The 19528-nt window shown below is 63.4% G+C and carries 16 protein-coding genes and 1 pseudogene; 9 read left to right on the top strand and 8 right to left on the bottom strand.

From position 1 onward, the window contains the following. The first annotated feature begins 57 nt into the window (after positions 1 to 57). The 4 genes from FJ417_RS09675 (at position 58) to rpmG (ending at position 2870) form a co-directional block, all read left to right on the top strand. A complete protein-coding gene (locus FJ417_RS09675; RefSeq protein ID WP_140651174.1) occupies positions 58 to 798 on the top strand; it encodes an NUDIX hydrolase in 741 nt (246 codons plus the stop codon). A gap of 20 nt (positions 799 to 818) precedes the next feature. Further along, complete coding sequence (locus FJ417_RS09670; protein ID WP_140783237.1) at positions 819 to 1994, top strand: MFS transporter; 1176 nt, start codon at positions 819 to 821, stop codon at positions 1992 to 1994. 93 nt (positions 1995 to 2087) lie between these two features. After that, a complete protein-coding gene (locus tag FJ417_RS09665; RefSeq protein ID WP_140783236.1) occupies positions 2088 to 2546 on the top strand; it encodes a hypothetical protein in 459 nt (152 codons plus the stop codon). 156 nt (positions 2547 to 2702) lie between these two features. After that, positions 2703 to 2870, top strand: a complete 168-nt coding sequence (gene rpmG, locus FJ417_RS09660; RefSeq protein WP_006201775.1) for a 50S ribosomal protein L33 — start codon at positions 2703 to 2705, stop codon at positions 2868 to 2870. Between the two features lie 675 nt (positions 2871 to 3545). Here rpmG and FJ417_RS09650 read toward each other — a convergent pair. Further along, entirely contained in the window at positions 3546 to 4919 is a 1374-nt protein-coding gene (locus FJ417_RS09650; protein WP_140783235.1) for a PleD family two-component system response regulator, read from the bottom strand. Positions 4920 to 4952: 33 nt separating this feature from the next. Further along, the gene (locus FJ417_RS09645) at positions 4953 to 5324 is read right to left on the bottom strand and encodes a response regulator (protein WP_027166515.1); all 372 of its coding nucleotides are present in this window, start codon (positions 5322 to 5324) and stop codon (positions 4953 to 4955) included. 239 nt (positions 5325 to 5563) lie between these two features. On the opposite strand from FJ417_RS09645, the gene FJ417_RS09640 reads away from it, so the two are divergent. Both FJ417_RS09640 and FJ417_RS09635 read left to right on the top strand, forming a co-directional pair. Continuing rightward, on the top strand, positions 5564 to 5863 hold the full coding sequence (locus FJ417_RS09640; protein ID WP_140783234.1) for a DUF3572 domain-containing protein: 300 nt from the start codon (positions 5564 to 5566) through the stop codon (positions 5861 to 5863). Next, entirely contained in the window at positions 5860 to 6513 is a 654-nt protein-coding gene (locus FJ417_RS09635; RefSeq protein WP_140783233.1) for a hypothetical protein, read from the top strand. Before FJ417_RS09640 ends, FJ417_RS09635 begins: the two co-directional genes overlap by 4 nt. Before the next feature lie 9 nt (positions 6514 to 6522). On the opposite strand, the gene FJ417_RS09630 is transcribed toward FJ417_RS09635, so the two are convergent. The 3 genes from FJ417_RS09630 to FJ417_RS09620 form a co-directional block, all read right to left on the bottom strand. Beyond that, positions 6523 to 8052 (bottom strand): hypothetical protein, encoded by a 1530-nt coding sequence (locus FJ417_RS09630; protein WP_140783232.1) that lies wholly within the window; start codon positions 8050 to 8052, stop codon positions 6523 to 6525. Positions 8053 to 8107: 55 nt separating this feature from the next. Beyond that, complete coding sequence (locus FJ417_RS09625; RefSeq protein WP_140783231.1) at positions 8108 to 9691, bottom strand: DUF2125 domain-containing protein; 1584 nt, start codon at positions 9689 to 9691, stop codon at positions 8108 to 8110. 94 nt (positions 9692 to 9785) lie between these two features. Beyond that, complete coding sequence (locus FJ417_RS09620; protein ID WP_140651184.1) at positions 9786 to 10361, bottom strand: GNAT family N-acetyltransferase; 576 nt, start codon at positions 10359 to 10361, stop codon at positions 9786 to 9788. Positions 10362 to 10426: 65 nt separating this feature from the next. Between FJ417_RS09620 and FJ417_RS09615 the strand changes: the two genes are divergently transcribed. Further along, positions 10427 to 11755: a DNA polymerase IV gene (locus FJ417_RS09615; protein WP_140783230.1), complete on the top strand. Its 1329-nt coding sequence runs from the start codon at positions 10427 to 10429 to the stop codon at positions 11753 to 11755. Between the two features lie 4 nt (positions 11756 to 11759). Here FJ417_RS09615 and FJ417_RS09610 read toward each other — a convergent pair whose 3' ends face one another. Next, positions 11760 to 12263 (bottom strand): hypothetical protein, encoded by a 504-nt coding sequence (locus tag FJ417_RS09610; RefSeq protein ID WP_140783229.1) that lies wholly within the window; start codon positions 12261 to 12263, stop codon positions 11760 to 11762. A 177-nt stretch (positions 12264 to 12440) separates the two neighbouring features. On the opposite strand from FJ417_RS09610, the pseudogene FJ417_RS09605 reads away from it, so the two are divergent. Next, positions 12441 to 13327 (top strand): annotated as a pseudogene (locus FJ417_RS09605) (DMT family transporter). A 1-nt stretch (position 13328) separates the two neighbouring features. Here FJ417_RS09605 and dnaE read toward each other — a convergent pair. After that, positions 13329 to 16853, bottom strand: coding sequence for a DNA polymerase III subunit alpha (gene dnaE, locus FJ417_RS09600; RefSeq protein ID WP_140783228.1), 3525 nt, complete (start codon positions 16851 to 16853; stop codon positions 13329 to 13331). A gap of 120 nt (positions 16854 to 16973) precedes the next feature. Further along, a complete protein-coding gene (locus FJ417_RS09595) occupies positions 16974 to 18986 on the bottom strand; it encodes an acetyl/propionyl/methylcrotonyl-CoA carboxylase subunit alpha (protein ID WP_140783227.1) in 2013 nt (670 codons plus the stop codon). Between the two features lie 252 nt (positions 18987 to 19238). On the opposite strand from FJ417_RS09595, the gene FJ417_RS09590 reads away from it, so the two are divergent. Next, on the top strand, positions 19239 to 19528 hold a 290-nt coding region (locus FJ417_RS09590; protein ID WP_181183192.1), incomplete at its 3' end, for an alcohol dehydrogenase catalytic domain-containing protein.

Raw genomic sequence — 19528 nt, 5'->3', positions numbered from 1 at the left:
AAGGCCGCGACGCGCAAGCCACTTTCGCATCCGGGAAGTTTCCGCTAGGTCGAGCGCATGGAACGAATGACCAAGGCGGATGTCGACAAGCTCGATAAGGGCCTGGCCGTGCGCAACGGCCGGGCGCTGCGTCCGCGCGATGCCGCGACCCTCATTCTGCTCGATCGCCGGGGCAAGGACGTTCTGGTGCTGATGGGCCGGCGCCATGCCGGGCACGCCTTCATGCCCGGGAAATTCGTCTTCCCCGGCGGCCGCACCGATCCCGCCGACAGCCGCATTCCCGTCGCCGCCCCTCTGCCCGATGAGGAAGAAAGTAGGTTGGTCTCAGGCCCCGGCCGCGCGAGCGCGGCGCGGGCGCGCGCAATCGCCCTGTCGGCGATTCGCGAGACCTATGAGGAAGCCGGCCTGCTGATCGGCCGCAAGGGCGCCTTCTCGACCGCGAAGCGCGACTGGCAGGGTTTCGCCGAACATGGCGTGGTCCCCTCGCTGGACGTGCTCCGCTTCATCGCCCGCGCCATCACCCCGCCCAATCGCGTGCGCCGTTTCGATACGCGTTTCTTCAGCGCCTGGCGCCACGACGTTGCCGTGGAGTTGCCCGGCGGCGGTCCGACCAACGAGCTCGAAGAACTCGTCTGGCTGCCGCTTGCCGATGCCCGCAAGGCCGACATCCCAGACATTACCGGCATGATCCTGGAAGAACTGGAAAGTCGGCTTGCCGACGATCCCTTGCTTCGGCCGGGGGGCGCCGTGCCGTTCTTCCGGCTCGTCCGCAACCGCTTTGTCCGCGAAGTCCTTTAGAAGCAGAGCATTTTGATCCCATGACGGTCGATACCCAAGAACAGGGCGACGAACGCGTACACTGGCTGCCGATGATCGCGGCGATCTCCTCGATCAGCGTCGTCGGCATCGCCATCGGCCTCGGCATGCCGCTGCTCAGCGTCATTCTGGAAAGCCGCGGCCATTCCGCTTCGATGATCGGCCTCAACACGGCCGTCGCCGGTCTCGCCTCGATTGCCGGCGCGCCGCTCGCCACCCCGCTTGCCATGCGGCTCGGCGTCGCCTGGACCATGCTGTTGATGATTGCCATCGGCGCGCTCGCCTTTGTCGGCTTCCATTTCGCGCCGGATTTCTGGATGTGGTTTCCGCTCCGCGTCGCCCTGCACATCTCGCTGACGGTGCTGTTCATCCTGTCGGAATTCTGGATCAGCACCTCCGCCCCGCCGAACCGGCGCGGCCTTGTGCTTGGCATCTACGCCACCGTGCTGTCGCTCGGCTTTGCCGCCGGACCCTGGCTGTTCGCCCATCTCGGCAGCACGGGCTTCCTGCCGTTCGGCGTCACCATAGTACTGGTGACGCTTGCCGCTATTCCGGTGCTGGCGGCCCGCAACGAGAGTCCGACCATCGTCGCCGACAGCGAGACCAGCCGCTTCCTGCGCTACATCTGGCTGGTGCCGACCGCGACCTTCGCCGTGCTTGTTTTCGGCGCCGTCGAGACCGGCGGTTTCTCACTCTTCCCCGTCTATGGCAGCCGTATCGGCTATTCGGAAGCCGACGCCGCGCTGCTCCTGACAATGATCGGGCTCGGCAATGTGCTTCTGCAGATCCCGATCGGCATGATCAGCGACCGCGTTTCCGACCGGCGCTACCTGCTGCTGGCCTGCGCCACGGTCGGCCTCATCGGCACGGTTTTCATGCCGTTCTTCGCACAGAACTGGCATCTGATGGCGGCCCTCCTGTTCGTCTGGGGCGGCGTCGTCGCCGCCATGTACACGATCGGCCTTGCCCATCTCGGCTCGCAGCTGTCCGGCCACGAACTGGCATCCGCCAATGCTGCCTTCGTGCTTTGCTATGGCGTCGGCATGGTGCTGGGTCCGCAGGCGATCGGCATCGGCATGGATGCCTTCGGTCCATCCGGCTTCGGCTGGTCGCTGGCCTTTTTCTTCGCTGCCTACATGGCTCTGATCCTGGTCAGGCTGGTGCGCAAGATTCTGTAGGCAAATGCCGCTGCAGCGTCGGGCATCCTGACATCACCGTGTCAGCAGCACCCCTGCTATACCCTGTCTTCAGCGCGAAGTAGGAGAATTGCGATGGTCGACAGCGGCTTTGAAACCAAATCCCTCAGGATGGAACTGCTTCTGCTCGTCACATTCCAGGCGCCGGCCGCCGATGTCGAGCGCATCATGGAGGCGGTGGTGGCGATCACGCCGCTGCGCATGGGCAAATATGACAGCAACGCCTATCAGTCGGCGCAAGGCGTCGAGCGCTATCGGCCGCTCGAGGGCGCCGCCGCGGGCGCCGAGACGGAATTGCGCCGGCGGCCCGGCACCGTTGAAGTATCGTTCGAGATCGCCGACGACCAGCCGCTCGCCGCTCGTGTCGTCGAGGCGATATTCCAGGCCCACTCCTATCAGGAGCCCGTCATCCGCATCCAACCGCTACTCGCCAGCCGTTCCAAGGGTCTTGACGACCATGCCAATCCCAACCGTTGGTGGAACACCACGGGCGACTGGAAAAAAACGGCTCAGCGGGTCGGCGAGAACGCCTGAAGCGGCGAGATCGGCCATGTCCAAATGGGGCAGGGAAGGCGCCCGGGCTTGACTTTCCGGGCGCGTTCTTTATGTGTCGCGCCAAGTTTCCCGCGTCCGGGTGTTTTCCCCGTGCTCCAGCGGCCAAAACTCCACGAACATTAACGGACGAAAATCATGGCCAAAGCCGCAAACATCAAGATCAAGCTTCTGTCGACCGCCGACACCGGGTTCTTCTACGTCACCAGCAAGAACAGCCGTACCAAGACGGACAAGCTCTCGTTCCGCAAGTACGACCCGGTCGCCAAGAAGCACGTCGAGTTCAAGGAAACCAAGATCAAGTAATCTGGTTATCCCGAGAAATCAAAACGCCGCCCCTCGGGCGGCGTTTTGTTTTGGAGCAATTCCAGGAAAAGTCCGACACGGTTTCCCGGCAGACGGAAAGACCGAACGGCTGGGGAGCCTGCACGACTGTCTGCGCAAGCTTCCGATGTCGGTTTTTGAGAAAAGGGGGCCGGTCGGCGTTTGGCAGCGGTACGAGGAGGCCACTATGCGCCAGCGCCGGCCGGCCGACCCCACGGACCCAGGAGATGCGGCGGACCTGAGCATCATGGGGTATTTTTTGGATCGAGCCGGCTCGTCTACCCTCGCGCCGGCCTCGGCTTCTGTCTATGCATCGCAGATTTGCGCAAGACCTTATAAAAATCAACCATTTCTTAACCACCGCTCGCGAATCGCTTGGGTTAAGGTAAATTCGTAACCCTGTTGGGACGGCCGAGAATCGTCGCCTTTTTGCCGAGCATGTCTCCCGAGAGTGGAAACCGGTTTCGGGACAAAGACAGGCGCGTGCTGGGTGTGAAAGATCGCGACGCGTTTTTGGGATGTGTTGAGATTCAGGTCAGGCCGAGCCGAGAACGTTGGTTTCCGAGAACCGGAGCGGAGCGTACTTAAAGTACGTGAGCACCGGAAGCGCAGGAAACCATCGTTCGCAGGCCGGCATCACCTGAATATCAACACAGCCTAGGCGGCCTTGGCGACCACCCGGTTGCGGCCGCCGCTTTTGGCCTCGTAGAGCGCCAGGTCGGCGCGCTTCATCAGCGCGGCGACGCTGTCCGTCCCTTTCAGGACCGACGACACCCCGACGCTGACCGTGACCTCGATCATCTTGCCGTCGTTGCCGATCGCGAAAGGCGCCTGCGCGATCTCGGCGCGGATGCGCTCGGCGACCTTCTCGGCGACCGCGCCGTCGGTGTCCGGCATCACCACGACGAACTCCTCGCCGCCGAAGCGGCAGGCGAGATCGATGCCGCGCACATTCTTGCGCAGCCGCCGGGCGAACTCGCGCAGCACGTCGTCACCGCCGTCATGGCCATGGGTGTCGTTGATCGACTTGAAGCGATCGAGATCGGTGATCATCACCGACAGTGGCCGCCGCCGAGCCACGGCGCGGTCGAACAGCGTCTGCAGATGGCTGTCGAGGTAGCGCCGGTTGTGCAGCCCGGTCAGCCCGTCGATCACCGCCATCTCGATCGTCTGGGCGACGCTGGCCCGCAATTGGTCGTTGTAGCGCTTGCGCCGCACCTGCGTGCGCAGTCTCGCTGTCAGCTCGTGCTGGTCGATCGGCCGGATCAGGTAGTCGTTGATGCCGAGTTCCAGCCCGCGCAGGATGCGGCCCTCCTCGCCCTCGTCGGCGAGCAGCATGATCGGCAGGAAGCGGGTGCGGTCGAGCGAACGCAGCTGCGAGCAGAGCCTCAGCGCATCGAAATTCGAGAAGGCGGTCGACACCAGCACGCATTCATAAGCCGCCTCGGCCGCCTGGAAGAACCCGGCATTCGGATCGGTCGCGACATCCAGCTCGGCGCTGTTGCGCAGCATCTTCTGGATGCGTTCGACGGAAGATTTGCGCTCGTCGACAAGCAGCACCCTCGGCTTGGCGTCCTCGGTCGCGAAATCGCGGCTCAGAAGCTCTTCGATGCCGATATTGCGCGTCGTCGAGGCGCGCAGCCGTAATTCGTCGGTCAGCGACTTCAGCCTGACCAGGCTCTTCACGCGCGTCATCAGTTGCAGGTCGTTGACCGGCTTGGTCAGGAAATCGTCCGCGCCCGCCTCGAGGCCGCGCACCCGGTCCGACACCTGGTCGAGCGCGGTGATCATGACGACGGGGATATGCGAGGTCGCCGGATCGCTCTTCAGGCGCTTGCAGACCTCGAACCCGTCCATGTCCGGCATCATGACATCGAGCAGCACCACGTCGACCTTGCCGTTCTCGCAGGTCTCGATCGCATCCAGGCCGTTGCTGGCCGTCAGCACCTCGAAATACTCGGCAAGCAGCCGAACCTCCAGCAGCCGCACATTGGCGGGGATATCGTCGACGACGAGGATCCGCGCGGTCATCTCAACAAACTCCGGCTCTGCTGGTCTCGGGCATCAGGCGTCGCCCAGGTAGGATTTGATCGTCTCGATGAAGCGCGGCACCGAGATCGGCTTGGAGATATAGGCCTCGCAGCCGCCCTGGCGGATGCGCTCCTCATCGCCCTTCATGGCGAAGGCGGTGACGGCGATGACGGGGATCGAATGCAATTCGTCGTCTTCCTTCAGCCATTTCGTCACTTCCAGGCCGGAGACTTCGGGCAACTGGATGTCCATCAGAATCAGGTCCGGCCGATGCTGGCGCGCGAGATCCAGCGCCTCCAGCCCGTTACGCGTGCGAACCGTCTCGTAACCGCTGGCTTCGATGAGGTCCCGAAAGAGCTTCATGTTAAGCTCATTGTCCTCGACGATCATTACCTTCTTAGCCATCAGTGTCCCGTCCCGACCGCCTCGAAACCGAAGGCCGTCGCAATGCGTCCCCTTCGGACCGCACCCAACCCTTTTCCACTCTAGCCCAATATGATTGACGAAACGGAAACCGGAGGTTGGAAAGCTGCACCAATTCCACCGTCAGACGTTGTACGGGAAAGAGCGGAGGCTTGCCGCAAGCGACGCTTGCCGTTACTGCGGAAGGAGACTCGAAAAAATCCACCATTCCAAAGGTAATGATGGCGAACGCAGCGTCAATGCGCGAGGAAGCGGAAACCATTGCCGTCAGGGCTCTGGGCTTCGTCGCCGCCGATCCCGAACTTCTGCCCCGCTTCCTGGCGATCACCGGCATCGAGGCGAACTCGATCCGCAAAGCCGCAGCCGAGCCCGGCTTCCTTGCCGGCGTTCTGCAGTTCATCCTCGCCCACGAGCCGACGCTGCTGCGCTTCGCCGAGGAGACCGGTACCCCGCCAGCCGCCGTCGGCAAGGCGCTGCGCGCGCTTCCCCTCGGCAACGACGACCACGAGCGTTCGACATGAGCGATGATCCCGAGACGGCGCGGCAGATCGAAGAACTTGCCGCCGATGACCGGCCGCTGCTGGTGCTCGACGTCGACGACGTCGTGCTGGAATTCATCCGGCCGTTTCCGCACTACCTGAAGTCGCGCGGTTTCGGCCTGACGCTCGCTTCCTTCCGATTGACCGGCAACATCGCCGAGACGGCAACCGGCCGGCTGATCGAGCAACCCGAGGTGACGGCGCTCCTGGGCGAATTCTTCGATGCCCAGGCGGATTGGCAAAGCATCGCCGACGGCGCCGCGGATGCGCTGGCGATGCTCGGCCGAAGCGCCGAGATCGTCATGCTGACCGCCATGCCGCACAAGCACCGCGACGTGCGCCGCGCGCATCTCGATGCGCTGGGGCTAAATTATCCGCTGCTGACGACGGAAATGGCCAAGGGACCGGCAATCGCGAAACTGCGCGGCGTCAAGGGCCGGCCCGTCGCCTTCGTCGACGACCAGCCCTCCAACCTGATCTCGGCGCGCAATTCCGTCGCGGATGCCCACCTCTTCCATTTGATGGCCGACAACGCGCTGCGCGCCTTCTTGCCGCCAACGCCGGAAGACATCATCTCGGTCGAGGACTGGCGCGAGGCAGGACCCAAGATCGCCGACGCTCTCGGGCTTTAGCTCAGACGCTCAGGGCTGGAGCTTCGCGCCATTGTCACCGCCGTCCGGGTCATTGTCCGGGACGGTAGCATCGCTTGGGTCGATAATGGGGTTATCCTGAACAGCATCGGCCGGCTTCAACATCGCGCCGTTGACAATGACCGAGCCGTCAGCCTTGGCGTCGACCACCCATTCAAAGCGACCATCCGGCAGCGTCTTTGCAAAACCCTTGATGGCGAGCAAGCCAGGGAAGGCTTGCGCAGCTTGCGGATCAGTCTCGGCGCCTTCCTGAACAGCCTGCACGATCTTGTCATAACCCGCTATATCGACAATTACGCTGGCCTGCGGTTTCATTCCCGGGAACGTCACCTCGCCTTCCATAGCGACTTCGACGCTGTCGTTCTTGATTGTACTATGGTCAAGCACGATCTTGGGGGTCTTGGCCATGAAATCGGCGGCCAGGGCTTCGCCAAATTCATCGGACAGAGGTGGATCCTTGGCAAGATCAAAGGCCTCGATTGTTTTCCTTGCGAGGCTGTCGAGGTCGATGTTGACGCCGCTGACGTGCAATTCGGCATCGGTGGGCAGCAAGGCCACGCTCCAGCTTGGCAAAGACCGCTCGGGCAGCGTCAAGCCTGCCATCTTGATGGTGTAGTCTACCTTCCCATTTTTCGAAATCCCGTCAATGCCGGTCCGTGCGCTGAGGTCCGCCACAGTGAATTTGCCGACCGGACTTTCGGCGGTAAAACCGTGGAAACGGTAGCTTTCCTCCAATCGGTCCCACAACGGCAACGCATTGGTCAAAAGCTTCTTCAGTTCCCCCTGCTTGATCTTCAGCGATGCATCATCGCGATTGGCGAGGGCGAAGTCCAAAAGCTCGAGAAGCGTCTTCGAGTGCACCCCCTTGCCGCTAATCTCCGCCGACACTTTCGGCGAACTGAGCGTGCCCGGGACCTTCACGCCGATCTCATCCGCGTCGTAAGTGAAGTGTTCGACGAAGTCAGCGGCCGTCTGATTCATCGTAAAATCAATGCCGCCGGCCGCAGCTTTGCTGGCATTCAAGCTAGAGGTAAAGGCGCCGATGCTTAGATCGACGGGGTCTTTTGGATCCCTCGATACCAGCTTCGTGTCGGCAATCGAACTTGCCCCGCTGGTGAAGGCCACCAATGCCGGGTCGTAGACGGCGCTGAATGTGGCGCCGGAAACCGACAGGCGCGCCCCGCCGGGGCCTCCGACATCGAGAAACGCATCAGGCGTGATATCGGATGACAGGCTCCAGGTTCCGTCGCTGCGTGGCCTCACCAGCAGAGCAAAAGGCTCAAGATTGAACGTCAGCGGATCGTTGCTGTGGTTCTTCTTGAGCAATGCGCCGAAGTCAAAGCCGATCCTGTAGGCATCGCCGTCGACAGAAACCTTCAGGATGCCTTCGTCGATCGCCGCTCTGCCGATGTAGCGCGCCAGATTGTCTGAAAGCTGCTTTGCCCCCTGACTGTCGACGGTCTGGCCGAAAGCCGGCGCGCTCAACGCAAGCAGCAGGGCGAGTGACAACGCACGGCTCACAATATTCTCCTCTTGATGAGATCAGGGTCCCGCGCGGTGAGGGCCTAACGCCCCGCTAAGGCTGCAGCTTCGCGCCCGCCCCGCCATTATCGCCTCCGTCCGAGTCGTCACCGCTGGTTGCGTTGTCATCGCCGCTCGAATTGTCGTTCATGTCGGCACCGTCATTCTGCTCGCCGCTATCGCCCTGGGCGGCATCCGGGCCTTTCAGCATGGCGCCGTTCACCTTGACCGAACCGTCGGCCTTCGTGTCGATCACCCATTCCAGACGGCCGTCCGGCAGCGTCTTGCCAAAACCCTTGACGGCCAACGCGAACGGGAAGGCTTGCGCCATCTGCTCATCGCTCTTGGCCGCTTCCTTCAGGGCGTCGACGATCTTTTCGTAGCCGCCGATGTCGATGGTCACGCTCCCATCTGGCTTCTTGCTATCCGGGAAAAACACCTCGCCTTCCATGGCGACTTCGATATCGCCATTCTTCACCGTCGAGTGCTTGAACACGACTTTGGGCTTCTTGGCCTTGAAATCGTTGACCAGGGCCTTGCCGAATTCATCCGGCAGCGGCGGATTCTTATTGAGATCAAAGGCTTCGATCGTCTTCCTGGCCATCGTATCGAGATCGATATTCGCGCCGCCGAAGTTCAGGTCGATGTCCGTCGGCAACAGCGGCACCGTCCATTCAGGCAGCGTCTGGTGCGGGATCGTCAGCCCGGAGGCCTTGATCGTGTAATCGACCTTGCCGTTCTGGGAGACGCCGTCCATGCCGAATGCGGTGCTGAATTGCGCGGCCCCGAACTTGCCGACAGGGCTCTCCACCTCGAAATCCTTGAAGCCGTAGTTGCCGTCGACCCTTTCCCAGATGGGCAGCGCGGCCAGCATGAGCGATTTGAGCTCAGCCTGGTTCGCCTTGAGTTTGGCTTCGTCCTCGTTGGCCACGGCAAAGGCAAGCAGGTCGAGCAGTGGCTTCGTCCGCACGCCTTTGCCGTTTGCATCCACCGAAAGTTCCGGCGTTTTCAAGGTGAGCGGGAAATTCATTCCGCTGTTGTTATCGTCGATCTTGATCTTCTCGACGAAGTCCGAAACTTTCTGGGTGGCCGTGAAGTCGACGCCGCCATTGGCGGATTTGGTCGCCGTAACGGTGGCGGTGCCGGCGCCGGTCGAGACATCGGCCTGCTGCTTGGCTTCCCGGGACGTCATGGTCATCCCGGCCAACGAGCTGGTGGCGTTGGTGAAGGCGGCAAGCGCCGGATCGTAGACGCTGGTCAGCTTACCGTCCTTGATCGTGAATTCCATGCTCTGACGGCCTTCCGGCCCATCGAACTCGAAGGACGCACCCTGGGAGAAATTCGACGAGACGTCCCAGGACCCGTCGCTGCGCGGCTTCACCATCAAGGCATATGGCGCCATGTCGAATTTGAGGAGCTTCTGCTCCGGCAGCGCATTGACGAGCGACTTGACGTCAAACGCGATCTTGTAGGCGTCGCCCTCGACCGAAACCTTGAGCACGCCCTTGTCGAACGCCTGCTTGCCGAAATAACGCGCCAGATTGTCGGACAGCTCCTTGGCGCCTTGATTGTCGACAGTCTGGGCAAAAGCCGGCGCGCTGAGCGCAAGGGCAAAGGCAAGTGGCAAAATACGCTTCACGTCGGTTCTCCGTGATCTCGGAAAGATTGTGCTTCTGGTAGGCAAGAAGCGTTACAGCCGCAAGACGCCGACTGTAAGCCAAAAGCGCATCCGGCTAAAGCACCAGCCGCATCAGCGGCCGGCCGGGCTTGCGTTCGACAAGCCTCTGGAAGCCGGCCTTCTCGAACACCCGCGACGAGCCGACGAAAAGCCCGATCGAGCGCGAATCGCGCGACAGGTCGATCGGGCAGGCTTCCAGCAGCCGCGCGCCGTTCTCGCGCGCGAAGGCGATGCCGCCCTCGACGAGACGATGCGTGACACCCCTTCCCCTCGCCTTGACGCGAATGAAGAAGCACGAGATCGCCCACACGTCCGGATCGCCGGCATCGGCCGGATCGACCGGCGCCGAGCCCCTGCCCTGGTTGTTCCATTCGGGCACGTCGGCGCGCGGCCCGATCTGCATCCAGCCGACGGCCTTGCCGTCCTCGAGCGCCAAAAGCCCCGGCGGTGGGCCCGTTTCGATTCGCGCCTTGATGAGATCCTTGTTGCGCTCCTTGTCGCTGGCGCGCCGTTGCGCCGGCGCCAGCCGGAAATGCGTGCACCAGCACCCGTAACAGGCGCCCTGCTTGCCGAAGAGGTCCTCGAAATCGGGCCAGCGCTCGGGGGTCAGCGGTGCTATGGTCGTGCTCATGCGTTCTCCCCAGGCCAAGCTTGTTGCCAGCCTTGCGCTGTCGTACCATTGCATCTGTTCTCTTTATGTTCGCAGCGATGGCGGCTCCTGTCAACAATCCCGAACACGGTTTTTGCCGTGACTGCCTGGCTTTCCAGCGCTCCGAGACGCGTCGCTGCGATCGCTGCGGCAGCCCGCGCCTTGTCCGCCACGCCGAGCTCTACCGGCTCAAGATCGCCCATATCGACTGCGACGCCTTCTATGCGGCGATCGAAAAGCGCGACAATCCGGCGCTGAAGGACAGGCCAGTGATCGTCGGCGGCGGCCGGCGCGGCGTCGTCTCCACTGCCTGTTACATCGCCCGCATCCAGGGCGTGCGCTCGGCCATGCCGATGTTCAAGGCGCTCGAACTGTGCCCCGAAGCGGTGGTGATCCCGCCCAACATGGAAAAATATGTCGGCGTCGGGCGCGAGGTCCGCGCGTTGATGCTGGCGCTGACGCCGCAGGTCGAGCCGCTGTCGATCGACGAGGCCTTTCTCGACCTGGCTGGCACCGAGCGGCTGCACGGCATGCCGCCGGCGCTGGTGTTGGCGCGCTTCGCGCAGACGGTGGAAAAGGAGCTCGGCATCACCGTTTCGGCCGGCCTCTCCTACTGCAAGTTCCTGGCCAAGATCGCCTCGGATTTCCGCAAGCCGCGCGGTTTTTCGGTGATCGGCGAAGCCGAGGCGCCAAGCTTCCTCGCCGCACAGCCGGTGACCATGATCTGGGGCGTCGGCAAGGCGCTTGCCGCGACGCTGGAGCGCGACGGCATCCGCATGATTGCGCAATTGCAGCGCATGGAGCGCGGCGACCTGATGCGGCGCTACGGCGTGATGGGCGACAGGCTCTATCGCCTGTCGCGTGGCGAGGACGATCGCCCGGTCGACCCCGGCGGCGATGCCAAGAGCGTCTCTGCCGAAACCACCTTCGACGCCGACATCGCCGCCTTGGCGGAACTGGTGCCGGTGCTTCGCGGCCTGTCGGAAAAGGTCTCGGCGCGGTTGAAGAAATCAGGCATTGCCGGGCGCACCGTGGTGCTGAAGCTGAAGACGCAGGATTTCAAGCTCCGCACCCGCAACCGCCAGCTCGGCGACCCGACCCGCCTGGCCGACCGCATTTTCCAGACCGGGCTCGATCTGTTGCGCCGCGAGGCCGACGGCACAAAATTCCGCCTGCTCGGCATCGGCGTCAGCGACCTCTCCGACGACGAAAAGGCCGATCCGCCGGACCTTGTCGACATGCAGTCGCGCAAGCGCGCGCTGGCGGAAGGCGCGATGGACACGCTGCGCGACAAGTTCGGCAGGAAAGCCGTCGAGACCGGCTACACATTCGGCAAGGGCCGCGCCGCCAATCCGCCCGAGCCGCTGGAGGATTGAGGGGTCAGGTCCGCTTGAGGTCGATCCGGCTCGTCACCACCATCTTGCCGGTTGCCGGATCCATGTCGGTCACCGTCATGCGCATATTGTCCGGCCCGATCTTCTCGACCGTCAGCTCCGCGTCGCGGTCGCCATTGACGATTTTCGCCCAATGGATGTCGAGGTTGATCGCATCGCCCTTGCGGCTTCCGCTGAGCCCGGCAGGCCCGCTGCGCGAGCCGATATAGCTGCCGGTGTAGCTCTCCCCGCTGACCTTCAGGTCGGCGCTGATTTCCCGCGACATGATCAGCAGCGCGCGGCAGGTGCCGTCAAGCGACAGCGAGTCCGCCGTCGCGTCCGAGGTGAAGGTGCAATTGATGTTCATCACCGGCGTGTTCGTCCTGATCCTGACCGTTCCCTTGCCGGAGAACTTTCCCTGCAGCGAGCGCAGGAAAGCCGCCTCGTCTGCATGCGCGCCCGTCGAGCAGAAAAGACAGGCGGCGGCCAGCAAAGCAGCAGTCGATTTCATCAAGACGTCCCCTCTTGCGATCATAGCCTTCCGATGGAAGCGTGGACTTAACGGGTGCCCAGGCGCCAGGTTCCGCCGCGGCGATGACGGTTTTTTTCACACCCGATCCGCTGGCCCAGTGGAATGACGCCACTAACGGTTGCGGCCCGGGTCCGGGCTTGCGACATAGGGCCCCAAATGGCGCCCGCTCCCTCGATCCCAAAAGCCGCGTTCTGGATGGCTCTGTCAATCGCCTCGATGCTGGCGATGTCGGTTGCCGGCCGCGAAACGACAGCCGAGCTCAACGTCTTCCAGGTGCTGGAGCTGCGCTCGGTGATCGGTTTCTTCATCCTTTTGCCGCTGGTGATGATGAGCGGCGGTTTTGCCGCGATGCGCACCGAGCGTCCGTCGCCCATATCGCCCGCAACATGATCCACTATACCGGCCAGGCCGCCTGGCTCTACGCGCTGACGCTCATTCCGCTCGCCGTGCTGATCTCGATCGAGTTCACCACGCCGATCTGGACAGCGATCCTCGCCGTCAGCTTTCTGGGGGAAAGACTGTCCCGGTCGAAGCTCACGGCGATCGTGCTTGGTCTGATCGGCGTGGTCGTCATCGTGCGCCCAAGCGCCGGTTCGATGGACCCCGGCCACGTCGTCGTCCTGGGCGCCGCAGTCTGCTTCGGCATCTCGATGGTGCTGGTGAAGTCGATGACCAAAACCGAAAGCGTGGTGCGCATCATCTTCTGGATGCTGATCATCCAGTCGGTGGTTGGCTTGATCCCCGCTCTCTATAGCTGGCACAACCCTTCGCCAGGGCTCTGGCCGTGGATCTTCGTCATCGCCTTCACCGGCATGTCGTCGCATTTCTGCCTGGCGCGCGCTCTCACCCACGCTGACGCCACGATCATCTCGCCGATGGATTTTTTGCGCGTGCCGCTGACGGCGCTGGTCGGCTGGCTGCTCTATCATGAGCAGATCGACGTCTTCACCGCCGGCGGCGCCGCCCTGATCCTCGCCGGCAACTTGCTCAACCTGCAGCGCAAGACACCGCAAGTGGCAGAGGCGGAGGCGGCAACGCCCTGAGCTAGACCAACTCCACTTCCACCACGCCCTGCACCGCACGCATGGCAGAGGCGATTTGCGGCGAGACGCGATAATTCCCCAAGCCGATCTCAACCTCGCCCTGCGCCTCTCCCTTGAGCACGATGATGCTGACTTGACTGTCGCCACGCTGTTTGAGCTGCGATTGAATGATCGATGATGGTCCATCGTCTCTGACAAAAATGCGTAGCGCTTTCTGGATGCGGCTGGCTTCGTCGTCCAGTGATTGCACCGAGTTAATGCGCAGGTTTACGCCCTCAGGCCTGTCTTCGGCTGCAACCATAATCACCACCGAACTGCCGGGCTCCAGCATGTCGCGATACTGTGCCAGACCTTCGGAAAACAGCACAGCCTCATACTGTCCCGTCGTGTCGGAAAACTGCACGACGCCCATCTTGTTTCCGGTGCGGGTCTTGCGCTCCTGCTTGGAGGTGACCGTGCCGGCGAGGCGTCCGGCCGCGGCGCCGCGTTTGACCGCAGCCGAGAATTCCGCCCAGTTCTGCACCCGCATCTTCTGGAGTGCCGCCTTGTATTCGTCGAGCGGATGGGCCGAGAGGTAGAAGCCCACCACCTGGAATTCACGGTGCAGCTTGTCGGCGGCAAGCCACGGATCGGTCGCCGGCAGGTTGAGCGCCTGCGACTGGCTCCCAAGCGAAGCGCCGAAAATGTCGGCCTGGCCGGAGATGGCGTTTTGCTGCGCCAGCGAGGCCAGGCCCATCATCCGCTCGACGCCGGCCATCATCTGCGCGCGGTCGTGGCCGAAGCAATCGAGCGCGCCTGCCATGATCAGGCTTTCGAAGACGCGCTTGCCGACGATCTTCGGATCGACCCGCTCGCAAAAATCGGCAAGGTTCTTGAACGGCTTCTGGCCACGCTTCTCGACGATGTGCTCGACCGCCGCATCGCCGACGCCCTTCAGCGCCGCAAGGGAATAGAAGATCTTGTTTTCGCCAACCTCGAAGGGACGGAAACTCGACATCACCGACGGCGCCACCACCTCGATGCCGAGGCGCATGGCGTCCTGGCGGAAATCGGCCAGCTTGTCGGTGTTGCTCATGTCGAGCGTCATCGACGCCGCAAGGAACTCGACCGGGTAATGCGCCTTCAGGTAGGCGGTCTGGTAGGAAACGACCGCGTAGGCCGCCGCGTGCGACTTGTTGAAGCCGTAGTCGGCGAACTTGGCCAGGAGGTCGAAGATGAAATCGGCCTGCGGCTTTGAGACGCCGCGCTCGACCGCGCCGGAGACAAAGCGCTCGCGCTGCTTGTCCATCTCGGCGCGGATCTTCTTGCCCATGGCGCGGCGCAAAAGATCGGCTTCGCCGAGCGAATAGCCGGACAGCTCCTGCGCGATCTGCATCACCTGTTCCTGGTAGACGATGACGCCTTGGGTCTCCTTCACCAGATGGTCGATCTTGGGATGGATCGAGGCCATCTCCTCCTCGCCATGCTTTCTGGCGTTGTAGGTCGGGATGTTCTCCATCGGACCGGGGCGATAGAGCGCCACCAGCGCGATGATGTCCTCGATGCAGTCCGGCCGCATGCCGATCAGCGCCTTGCGCATGCCGGCACTTTCAACCTGGAACACGCCGACCACCTCGCCGCGCGACAGCATGGCGTAGGTGTCTGGGTCGTCGAGCGGGATCGTCGCGAGATCGATGTCGACGCCGCGCCGGCGGATCAGCTTCACCGCGGTCTCCAGCACGGTCAGCGTCTTCAGGCCGAGGAAGTCGAACTTCACCAGGCCGGCCTGCTCGACATATTTCATGTTGAACTGGGTGACCGGCATGTCCGAGCGCGGATCGCGATACATCGGCACCAGTTCCGACAAAGGTCTATCGCCGATGACGATGCCCGCGGCATGCGTCGAGGCGTGGCGGTAGAGGCCTTCGAGCTTCTGCGCCGTGTCGAGCAGCGTCTGCACGATCGGTTCCTTCTCCGCCTCCTCGGCAAAGCGCGGCTCGTTGGCGATGGCATCCGCCAGCTTGACCGGATTGGCCGGGTTCTGCGGCACCATTTTGGAGAGCTTGTCGACCTGGCCGTAGGGCATCTGCAGCACACGGCCGACGTCGCGCAGCACGGCGCGCGCCTGCAGCGTACCGAAGGTGATGATCTGCCCGACCTGGTCGCGGCCGTATTTCTGCTGGACGTAGCGGATGACCTCCTCGCGCCGGTCCTGGCAGAAGTCGATGTCGAAGTCGGGCATCGAGACGCGGTCCGGATTGAGGAAGCGCTCGAACAGCAGCGAGAAACGCAGCGGGTCGATGTCGGTGATGGTGGTTGAATAGGCGACCAGCGAGCCGGCGCCCGAACCGCGGCCCGGCCCGACCGGAATGCCTTGCGCCTTCGCCCATTTGATGAAGTCGGCAACGATCAGGAAGTAGCCCGGGAACTTCATCTTCTCGATGATGCCAAGCTCGAATTCGAGCCGTTCGCGATATTGCTCGACCGTGTAGCCGGGCGTCGGCCCGTGCGCGGCAAGCCGCGCCTCCAGCCCTTCGCGCGCCTGGCGGGCGAGCTCGGCCGCCTCCGCCTTCTCGGCCGCGTCCTTGTCTGCGGCGTCGGCGCCGGTGAAGCGCGGCAGGATCGGGCTGCGGTTCTTCGGATAGTAGGAGCAGCGCATGGCGATCTCGACCGTGTTGTCGATCGCTTCCGGCAGGTCCGAGAAGAGCCGCGCCATATCGGCCTGGCTGCGCAGGAAATTGTCCGCGGCGAGCCGCCGGCGGTTGTCGGCGGCCACCACCGAGCCCTCGGCGATGGCGATCAAAGCGTCATGCGCCTCATAGTCGTCGCGCTTGGAGAAGAACGCCTCGTTGGTGGCGACCAGCGGCAGTTCATGCGTGTAGGCAAGGTCGACCGTCGACTTCTCGACCATGCGGTCATAGCCGGCGACCCGTTCCAGTTCGACATAGAGCCTGTCGCCGAACAGGTCTTTGAGGAAGAGCAGCCGCTGTTCGGCGAGATCGCGCCGGTCGGCCTTCAGAGCGGCGCCGATCGGGCCGCGCGGCCCGCCGGTGAGGCAGATCAGGCCATCGCTTCCGCCTTCCAGCATCGTGCTGGTCAGGTGCACCGGCTCGCCGGGCGGCGTCTCGAGATAGACCTTGCTGATCAGCCGCACGAGATTGGCATAGCCGGCCTCGCTGGCGGCGATCAGCACGACAGGCGACATTTCCGGTCCATGCCGGCGGCGGTCTCGCTGGCCGTCGCTCGCCTCGCCGGAAAAGGCGAGATCGACCTGGCAGCCGATGATCGGCTGGATGCCGTCCTTGACCGCCTTCTGGGCGAATTCGAGCGCCCCGAACAAATTGTTGGTGTCGGTGACCGCGATCGCCGGCGCCTCGTCCTTGACGGCATGGCCGACGATCGCGCCAAGCTGCAAGGCGCCTTCCAGCAGCGAATAGGCCGAATGCACGCGCAGATGGATGAAGGTCCGCGCCGGCGCTTCCGGCCGCGCGGCCTTCACGGCTGCTTCGCGCTGCAACGGGTCGCGTGGAAGTCGTTCATCCGCCATATTTTTTCGCGCCGTCCCAAAGACTCAAATACATGCAGATGTATTGTCCCGGACGGGGCCATGCCAGTCCAGCACAATCGACCCACAGACCACAGGCTTGCGGCCCCGTATCGCCTCGTCTCAGGCGAACTCCATGATCACCGCATCGACCGCCAGGCTGTCGCCCGGCTTGGCGTTGAGCTTGGCAATGGTGAGGTCGCGTTCGGCGCGCAGCACGTTCTCCATTTTCATGGCCTCGACCACGGCCAGCGTCTCGCCGGCCTTGACCTCCTGGCCCTCGGCTACGGCGATCGAGACGACCAGCCCAGGCATCGGGCAGAGCAGCATCTTCGAGGTGTCGGGGGGTAGCTTTTCCGGCATCAGCCTTTCGAGCTCCGCGGTGCGCGGCGGCATGGCTTGCGCCGTCACCGACATGCCTTTCCAGGCGATGCGCAAACCGTTCAGCATCGGGCGGATCTGGGCGGCGATGTTCTTGCCGCCAACCGTGCCCTGCCAGATCGCGTCGCCCGGCCGCCAGTCCGAAGCGACGGTCAGCGGCCTGCCGCCATCGATCGACAGATCGACCTCCATCGGGATGGAAACCATGCCGTCGACGATTTCGACCGGAAGATAGTCAGCGTCGATCTTCGCCACCCAGTCGCGCTTGAGATGGCCGGAATGCGGCGCCAGCCGGCCGCTCAGGCGGTCGAGCCGGTCGCGGCGCAGCAGTTCGATCGCGGTTGCGACGGCGGCGAACACCGCCCTCTCCCCGCCATCCGGCTCGACCGGCGCGAAGCCGTCCGGATATTCCTCCGCGATGAAGCCGGTCGACAGCCTCCCCTCGCGCCAGCGCGGGTGCTGCATCAGCGCCGAAAGGAAAGGGATGTTGTGTTCGATGCCGTCGACGACGAAACTGTCCAGCGCCTCCGACATGGCGTCGATCGCCTCAAGCCTGGTCGGCGCCCAGGTGCAGAGCTTGGCCACCATGGGGTCGTAGAACATCGAGATTTCCGACCCTTCGGCGACGCCGGTATCGTTGCGGACCACGACATCGCCGAACGTGCCCTCCTCCGGCGGCCGGTAACGGGTCAGCCGGCCGATCGAGGGCAGGAAGTTGCGGAAAGGATCCTCAGCGTAAAGGCGGCTTTCCACCGCCCAGCCGTTGAGCTTCACGTCGCTCTGCTTGATGTCGAGCTTCTCGCCGGCGGCGACGCGGATCATCTGTTCGACCAGGTCGATGCCGGTCACGAGCTCGGTCACCGGGTGCTCGACCTGCAATCGCGTATTCATTTCAAGGAAATAGAAGTTCTTGTCCTTGTCGACGATGAACTCGACCGTGCCGGCGCTCTGGTAGTCGACGGCCTTGGCCAGTGCCACCGCCTGCTCGCCCATCGCCTTTCTGGTCTTGGCATCGAGGAATGGCGACGGCGCCTCTTCGACCACTTTCTGGTTGCGGCGCTGGATCGAGCATTCGCGCTCGCCGAGATAGAGCGCGGTGCCATGCGCGTCTGCCAGCACCTGGATCTCGATATGGCGCGGGTCGACGACGAACTTCTCGATGAAGACGCGGTCGTCGCCAAAGGAGCTTTTCGCTTCCGAACGCGCCCGGTCGAAACCGTCGCGCACCTCCGCCTTGCTCCAGGCGATGCGCATGCCCTTGCCGCCGCCGCCGGCGGAGGCCTTGATCATGACCGGATAGCCGATCTCGCCGGCGATCCGTTCGGCATGGTCGGCGTCTTCGATGACGCCCAGCCATCCAGGCACGGTCGAGACCTTGGCCTCGCTGGCGAACTTCTTCGATTCGATCTTGTCGCCCATCGCCTTGATGGCCTTGGGCTTCGGTCCGATGAAAACGATGCCTTCCTTCTCCAGCGCCTCGCAGAAGGAGGCACGCTCGGACAGGAAGCCATAACCCGGATGCACGGCTTCCGCGCCGGTCTCCTTGCAGGCGGAGATGATCTTCTCAGGGACCAGATAGCTCTGCGCCGCCGGCGAAGGTCCGATATGCACCGCTTCGTCGGCCATTTCGACATGCACGGCATCGCGGTCGGCGTCCGAATAGACCGCGACGGTGGCGATCCCCATCTTTCGCGCCGTCTTGATCACACGGCAGGCGATCTCGCCGCGATTGGCGATCAGGATTTTCTTGAACATTCGGATGTCGTTCCTCCGGCGAAGCGGTCCTGTTCTATGGACAATTCCGGCCCGCCTCAAGTGCCCGCGGGCCGGCTCCCACGGCTGGCACCGATTGCAGGAACCGCGCCGAAAAACGTCGCAACAGACGTTGGCCGCCAGCGCGGAACTCGCTAAGCTTGCCCGTGACGCCGAACGGATGGCAGGCTGCCATTCGCCACGAACAGCTTGCCGTTAGCTGAAACTTACAGATTGCCCTGGGAGGAGTGCCTCATGAAAACGCGTGCCGCCGTTGCCGTCGCCGCCGGAAAGCCGCTCGAGATCATGGAGGTGGACCTCGAAGGGCCGCGCGACGGCGAGGTCCTGGTCGAGGTCAAGGCGACCGGCATCTGCCATACGGACGAGTTCACGCTGTCGGGCGCCGATCCGGAAGGGCTGTTCCCGGCCATCCTCGGCCATGAGGGCGCCGGCATCGTGGTCGATGTTGGCAAGGGCGTGACCTCGGTCAGGAAGGGCGACCATGTCATCCCGCTCTATACGCCCGAATGCCGGCAGTGCCCGTC

It is taken from the genome of Mesorhizobium sp. B3-1-7 (assembly GCF_006439385.1).
Classification (GTDB): Bacteria; Pseudomonadota; Alphaproteobacteria; order Rhizobiales; family Rhizobiaceae; genus Mesorhizobium.
This window is presented reverse-complemented; position numbering and strand designations above follow the sequence as displayed.